The organism is Deltaproteobacteria bacterium (assembly GCA_019308925.1).
Classification (GTDB): domain Bacteria; phylum Desulfobacterota; class B13-G15; order B13-G15; family RBG-16-54-18; genus JAFDHG01.
Genome location: JAFDHG010000093.1, coordinates 1 through 6,090 on the forward strand (window position 1 = coordinate 1; position 6,090 = coordinate 6,090).

At 46.5% G+C, this 6,090-nt stretch carries 8 protein-coding genes; 4 read left to right on the forward strand and 4 right to left on the reverse strand.

Features of this window, described 5'->3' with window-relative positions:
• Positions 1-32: 32 nt before the first annotated feature.
• From JRI46_11940 to JRI46_11955, 4 genes are all read right to left on the reverse strand, one after another.
• Positions 33-755, reverse strand: coding sequence for a DUF3857 domain-containing protein (locus JRI46_11940; GenBank protein ID MBW2040275.1), 723 nt, complete (start codon positions 753-755; stop codon positions 33-35).
• Between the two features lie 169 nt (positions 756-924).
• Positions 925-1,194: a hypothetical protein gene (locus JRI46_11945; GenBank protein ID MBW2040276.1), complete on the reverse strand. Its 270-nt coding sequence runs from the start codon at positions 1,192-1,194 to the stop codon at positions 925-927.
• 56 nt (positions 1,195-1,250) lie between these two features.
• Positions 1,251-2,321 (reverse strand): mannose-1-phosphate guanylyltransferase, encoded by a 1,071-nt coding sequence (locus JRI46_11950; GenBank protein ID MBW2040277.1) that lies wholly within the window; start codon positions 2,319-2,321, stop codon positions 1,251-1,253.
• A 59-nt stretch (positions 2,322-2,380) separates the two neighbouring features.
• Positions 2,381-2,734 (reverse strand): phosphomannose isomerase type II C-terminal cupin domain, encoded by a 354-nt coding sequence (locus tag JRI46_11955; protein MBW2040278.1) that lies wholly within the window; start codon positions 2,732-2,734, stop codon positions 2,381-2,383.
• 282 nt (positions 2,735-3,016) lie between these two features.
• Between JRI46_11955 and JRI46_11960 the strand changes: the two genes are divergently transcribed.
• From JRI46_11960 to JRI46_11975, 4 genes are all read left to right on the forward strand, one after another.
• On the forward strand, positions 3,017-3,202 hold the full coding sequence (locus tag JRI46_11960) for a hypothetical protein (protein MBW2040279.1): 186 nt from the start codon (positions 3,017-3,019) through the stop codon (positions 3,200-3,202).
• A 246-nt stretch (positions 3,203-3,448) separates the two neighbouring features.
• Positions 3,449-4,156, forward strand: a complete 708-nt coding sequence (locus JRI46_11965; GenBank protein ID MBW2040280.1) for a clan AA aspartic protease — start codon at positions 3,449-3,451, stop codon at positions 4,154-4,156.
• Positions 4,157-4,329: 173 nt separating this feature from the next.
• Entirely contained in the window at positions 4,330-5,109 is a 780-nt protein-coding gene (locus JRI46_11970) for a 2-hydroxyglutaryl-CoA dehydratase (GenBank protein MBW2040281.1), read from the forward strand.
• Positions 5,110-5,405: 296 nt separating this feature from the next.
• Positions 5,406-6,090, forward strand: a 685-nt coding sequence (locus JRI46_11975; GenBank protein MBW2040282.1) for a 2-hydroxyacyl-CoA dehydratase, incomplete at its 3' end; no start/stop codon positions are given.

Sequence of the window (6,090 nt, forward strand, 5' to 3'; positions counted from 1 at the left end):
TTGAAGGCGAACTCGCCTTCAGGAGGCATCCGTCACCCCTCATCCAGGATCTGGGGGATGTCTCTGAACTCCCAGAGATAGACCTTCTTGTCTGCCTCATAGCTTATCAAAGGGGAGGGGTCGATCCCTTTTGGAGCATGCAACGCCAGATACTTCAATTCCTTATCTTTGGGTAAAATGACCTTGTGCCGTGACAGAAGAATGGGACTGCGACCCTGGGAAAAGAGATGGTCTGAGTAATGATCTTTAATCGACGGCTTTCCTTCGAGCAAGATCTCATAGTCAATGACCGAACCCACTAGGACCCCTGGCATGGAGAAGGTCAGCTGTTTGTAATCGCTGTATTCGGGATACCAACTGTATGGGGTTACAATCTTGATGGCATTCTCTTTCAAGGGTATTGTTTCTCCATCAGGGGTTGTGGTCTTTGCGTGGAGGATTTTCACCTTTTGCATGCGGGAGTTAAACCCGAAGCGAATATCGCCATACCTCTTGCCCCGTTCTGCAAGGACCTTTATTACCTTGTGGTACGTGGCTTTGTAGCTTGCATCTGGAAAGACCTCGATGATGTCCTGATCAAATATGACGAGAGCAGGGGCGTCAGGATATGCATCAGCCGGCGGCGCAGTGCGAATGAGCTGGCTTATCTCATCATCGGTGGGCCCTTTATGCCTTAGAAGAGGGAGGGTGCAACTACTTATAAAGAAGAGTGATGCCAGAACTACGATCGATAATACTTGAACCCCCTTTTTCATATCTTCACCTCCTTTTATTAGCTGATTTCCCTAAGCTAAGTTCATTCTAACGCAAATACTTCTCCTTTTTGTATCTAGCAAAATTTGTGCCATGATCATGGTTTTAAAAGCCCTTCTCATCTTTTGTTTTAAATGAATGCGAGAATAAATCCAATTCTTATTCTTTTTCTTACTCAAGCTCTTTTAGCTTCCTGAGGGCTGCTTTTGTGACGAGGTGTTTGAGTCTTTCAAGGCTCTCGCGAGGGAGTGGTTCATCAACTTCGACTACTGTGATCTTGGGTGGTTTTTTCCATTTGACCCGTCTTTTTTCAGGAACGTCGCTAGGGTGTTCATAAACAGGCTTTTTCTTAACTGGAGGATGGATATGGATAAAGTGGCTTGGATACCAATTCCGCAATCTCCTCTCAGAATATTTACGGATGTCCTTTGGGTCATCCAACTAGGTTTCTATATTTATCAGTGAAACCACTTTGTTGGGGGTTTCAGGGGGTGACTTCAAATCAACTCCTCCAACCCCCTCTCTTTGATAAGCTCCACAACCCGACAGACGTCCTGGGAAGAACCTTGGTGGCAGATAAGGAGGGCATCGGAGGTGTCTACGATGATGATATCCTCCAGGCCTATGCACCCGATCAGTCGCTCTGATCGCGACTGGACAAAGGTGTTCTTGCAGTCGAGGACGATAGCATTGCCATCGACGAGGTTCCCCTCTTTGTTCCGCTCGTGGCTCCTCAGTTCAAAGATGGCCTGCCAGCTCCCTACATCACTCCAGGGGAAACGCCCGGGGATGACAAATACCTCAGAGGTGGCCCTCTCCATGACTCCATAGTCGATGGATATAGGGGTGATCTTTTGGTACACCTCCCTCAACTTCTCCCCAAAGCCCTCTTTTCCCAAAGAGTCCCGCAGATACATCAGCCCCTCATATAGTTCGGGAAGGCAGCGCCTGATCTCCTCCATCATGGTCTGGGCCTGAAAGACGAAGATCCCTGCGTTCCAATAATATCCCCCCTCTGACAAAAGTTGCGTCGCCATGCCCAGGGAGGGTTTCTCCACAAAGGCCTCCACTCGGAACGCCTCCGCCTCTCCTGAGAGGGATTTCCCCGCTTTGATGTAACCGTAACCGGTCTCAGGCCTGGTAGGAACGATACCGATAGTGGCAATACCCCCCTTTGTTACCAAGGCAACAGCACGGCGGGTTGTATCTTGAAAGGCCTCCACATTTCCAATGTAATGATCCGCCGGTAGGACTATCACAGGGCCATCTCCATAGTCCTTTAGGATATGAATGAGCCCGAGACCTATGCAAGGAGCCGTATTTCTGGCCAGTGGCTCCGTGACGATCTTGACCTCCCTCCCTTTGAAGACCTCTTCGGTCAGCGCTCTATGAATCTCGCTGACGATGATATAAATATTCCGTTGTTCAACAAGAGGAGCAACCCTCAGAAAGGTTTCCTCAACGAGGGAACGAGGCCCGAAAATTTTGAGGAACTGCTTGGGGCATCGTAACCTGCTCATCGGCCAAAAGCGGGTTCCTGCTCCTCCGGCCATGATGATAACGTTCATCTTTTTTTCTCCTAAACTTTTCTGAACATTTTTGACGTTTGATGGATCGAGAAGAGGCCTTATCCAACCCTCCCATAGTCATCATCCAGACGGATGATATCATCCTCCTGCAGATATTGCCCCCATTGCACCTCAATAAAAATGAGGGGTTTCATTCCTGTATTCTCTATGCGGTGGGCAGCCTCCACAGGTATTTCCACCCCATCCCACTCCTTGACAAGGATCTCTTGTCCGTCCAGGGTTACCTTCCCTTGCCCTTGAACGATCCTCCAGTGCTCCTGGCGTTTAAAGTGTTTCTGATAACTTAACCGCTTTCCAGGATAGACCTCTATGCGCTTTACCTTGTAGTTTTTCCCCTCGTCCAAGACCATCCACCTTCCCCAGGGAGGACTCCCCTGTTCAGTCTTCTTCATTCTTTTTTTAACCCCCTTCGGTACATCTACTTACGCGACAAAACCTTGCCTCTGTCGGCATTACCTATTATTAAAAGTGCTGAATGGACTCTGCCTGAGACTATTAGGAACCAATTAAGAGTTTCAAGGTAACAATCTCGAACAGATCCACCTTATTCCATAGCCCCAAGAGTTGGTATTAAAGGACCACTTGGGCGATGCCCTAAACTTCCTGTAAAAATGGGTGGCCACCTGTTAAGGTAGGTGGTTCAAAGAACTTAGCAAAGGGAAAGGAGGCCATCCATGCAAAGGTTACCAGCTAGCAAGAAATTACGCAAGGAGTTGGAAAGCCTTTTAGGGGGCATAGATTCCGGGAAATTTCTGGTGAGTGAGGTTATGAAAAAGGGAGCAACCATTATCCTAGTTCTCAGCTTATTTTATAACACTTTTCTGACCAAAAAGCTCAAAACACCAAAAGACAAGAGGTGAGACCTTACCATCTAAGTTGTCTTTTTTCATCTTTGTCTTTCCCATAACCGCCAGGACTAATTCAGTATGGAGGTCCTTGGCAAGGATTTTGCTTTGCAAAGGTTGCTGGATGAGATAATGTTTAATTTATGTTAGGGATCCCTATTACAGCTTGAGGGAGTCAGGGATAATGGATACGTATAGGGCGCAGAAGATAAGGTTGAGGTGAGATGGGCCAGGAGAAAATAAGGGCAAAAGGAAGTGAATATGGGTAAAAAGAATGCAGGTTTATTTACTCTGTTATTTTTGTTAGTTCTAACTTTGTTGTTCCCCATCGAACTGCGCTCTGAGTTTTACAAGTATATTGATAGAGACGGAACGATTCATTTTGTTGATGATGAGAGCAAGATACCCAATGAATACAGGGATAACGTGACAGTTTATGAAGATAAGTCCGGTCACCTTTCTGAGCATGAGAGATCGGTCATTCTGGAGAGGGAACAAAGGGAATTGGAAGATCTTCGGAAACGAGAAACAGAGGAAGAGTTAGCGGAAGAGAAAAGGCAAGAGGGGCAAATCGCTCAAAAAAAATATGAAATGAAGGTGATTGTAAAGGGTAATCACGTATTTGTTCCTGTCACGCTGGGCTACGGAGGAAAGGAAATTGAGGTCTTGCTCCTTCTGGATACCGGTGCTGAACTTATAACACTCCATCAAGAGATCGCGGATCAATTGAATATCAAGCAATCAAAAAGGGTTGCAGTACGGGTGGTAGGAGGAAAAGTGATCAGGGCCAGGTTGACGAAACTGAGTTACGTTAAAGTCGGACCGCATGAAAAGACCGATATATATCTATTGATTATAGGGCATAGGGGTCCTTCGGTAAGACATGACGGGTTACTCGGTATGAATTTTTTGCGAGGTCTTGAATATAGCATAGATTTCAAAAATCAGGTTATAAAGTGGAAACCATAAACGTATCGTTTTGGAAATACCACAAGGGTCAGGTTCAAAATTTGACATTAGTAAGGCCGTATAACTCCGCATTCAGCAGAAAGCATATCATTCCAGACGGTGTCAATTTGAAGGATATGAGATTGGAAAATCGTCTGCAAAAGGGTATCATATCACATTAGATAGGTGAAAAAATGGCCGTTGTATTGGGTATTGATATCGGTTCATGCTTCTCGAAAGGAATCATCCTCGGTGATCAAAAGCCCTTAGGGTCCTCTGAATGCCCCTCAGGGGGAGATTACCAGGCAACTGCTGATAGAGTGAAGGAGACGCTCCTTTCCGAGACAGGCCTGTCACCAGGGGATATTGTCCATACAGTCGCTACTGGATATGGATCAAAACTGGTGACCTTTGCAGACGAAGTAAAGACGGATATATTGTGCCACGCAAAGGGGGTTTCTTCTCTTTGCCCTTCTGTGAGGACGGTCATTGATGTCGGAGATCTTTATACTAAGGTCATTCGCACGGATGACAACGGAAGCGTGCACAACTTTTTATTGAGTGGAAAGTGCGCCGGAGGTAGCGGCAGGATATTGCAGGTGATAGCCAAAGTTTTACAGGTCAAGGTTGAAGATATCGGTGATTTGTCCTTAAGATCCCAAAAGAGAGTGAATTTTAACACGGGATGCGCCGTATTCGCAGAATCTGAGGCGATATCCAGGATCGCCGAAGGGGTCGCAAAGGAGGACCTTTTGGCGGGTATACACAGAGCTCTTGCAGCCCAGATCAACAGTTTGGCAGAGAGGTTAGGTGTTGAAAAGGATGTGGCCCTGGTGGGCGGCGGGGCGAGAGACGCAGGTCTTGTTAAGGCAATGAAGGAAATTAGAGGTCACGATATCATTGTGCCGCCGGAACCCCATCTCACGGCTGCTCTGGGTGCAGCGATCATTGCCATGGAAAGCTTAGCACCTTGAACCGACCAGCTTTCATGTCAATTGCTGGACTACTTTAGAGAGCACCAAAAGGCGACGCCATCAGCCTCAGATGGTGGAAAACGTGGTTTTTCTTGTGAAAAACTTTGCAAATAGCGTCTGAATCAAGAATCTTTCAGTTCTGATGCAGTTACTTCGGCAGATATTCGTATTGATCTTCCGGGCCAAATCATGTATTTTGTATTCGGCTGGTCATTACAATTGGGGGATTTCTTCCTTGTTTTGCCGCTCCCCAAAAAACGCACGGATTTCCTTAGATTGTGAAAAGGAGAAGGCCGATGAATGACACAGAGATGAACATTTTGTCCAAGGTAGAAAAGTATTACAAGGATTACGGGCTCAGGGCAAAGGAACTGAACGGTGAAGGCAAAAAGGTGATTGGCTATATCTGTTCCTTTGTCCCTTTGGAGATGATCACTGCAGCCGGATGTGTCCCTTTTCGGATGAGGGGAGATATCCATGAGCCTATCACGAAGGGGGATACCTTACTGGAGACCATCGTATGTCCCTTTGTCCGCAGCTGCTTTGATCTTTCGGTGAAGGATAAATATGGTTTTCTCTCCGGTATGGTTATCCCCCATGGCTGTGACAGCATGGTCAGGAGTTACAGCGTATGGAACTATTCTCTGAAATTTCCCTATTTTCATTTCGTAAACATCCCTACTGTCTGTGATGAATCGTCCTTTGAATTCTTTAATGCAGAGTTAAATACGTTCAGGAAGAGCCTCGAAGAGTTTGTGGGAAGAGAGATCACTGATGGTGATCTGGCTGAAGCCATTGGGGTGCATAACGAAAACAGGAACAAGGCAAGAGCCCTCTATGAATTCAGAAAGGCAGATCCACCCCTCATATCCGGGACAGAATTGATGATGGTGTTAACTGTCGGATCAAGCTTGCCCAATTCCGAATCCAATGCACTATTTGACGAGGTCTTAGCAGAAATTGAACAAAGAAAGGAATCTC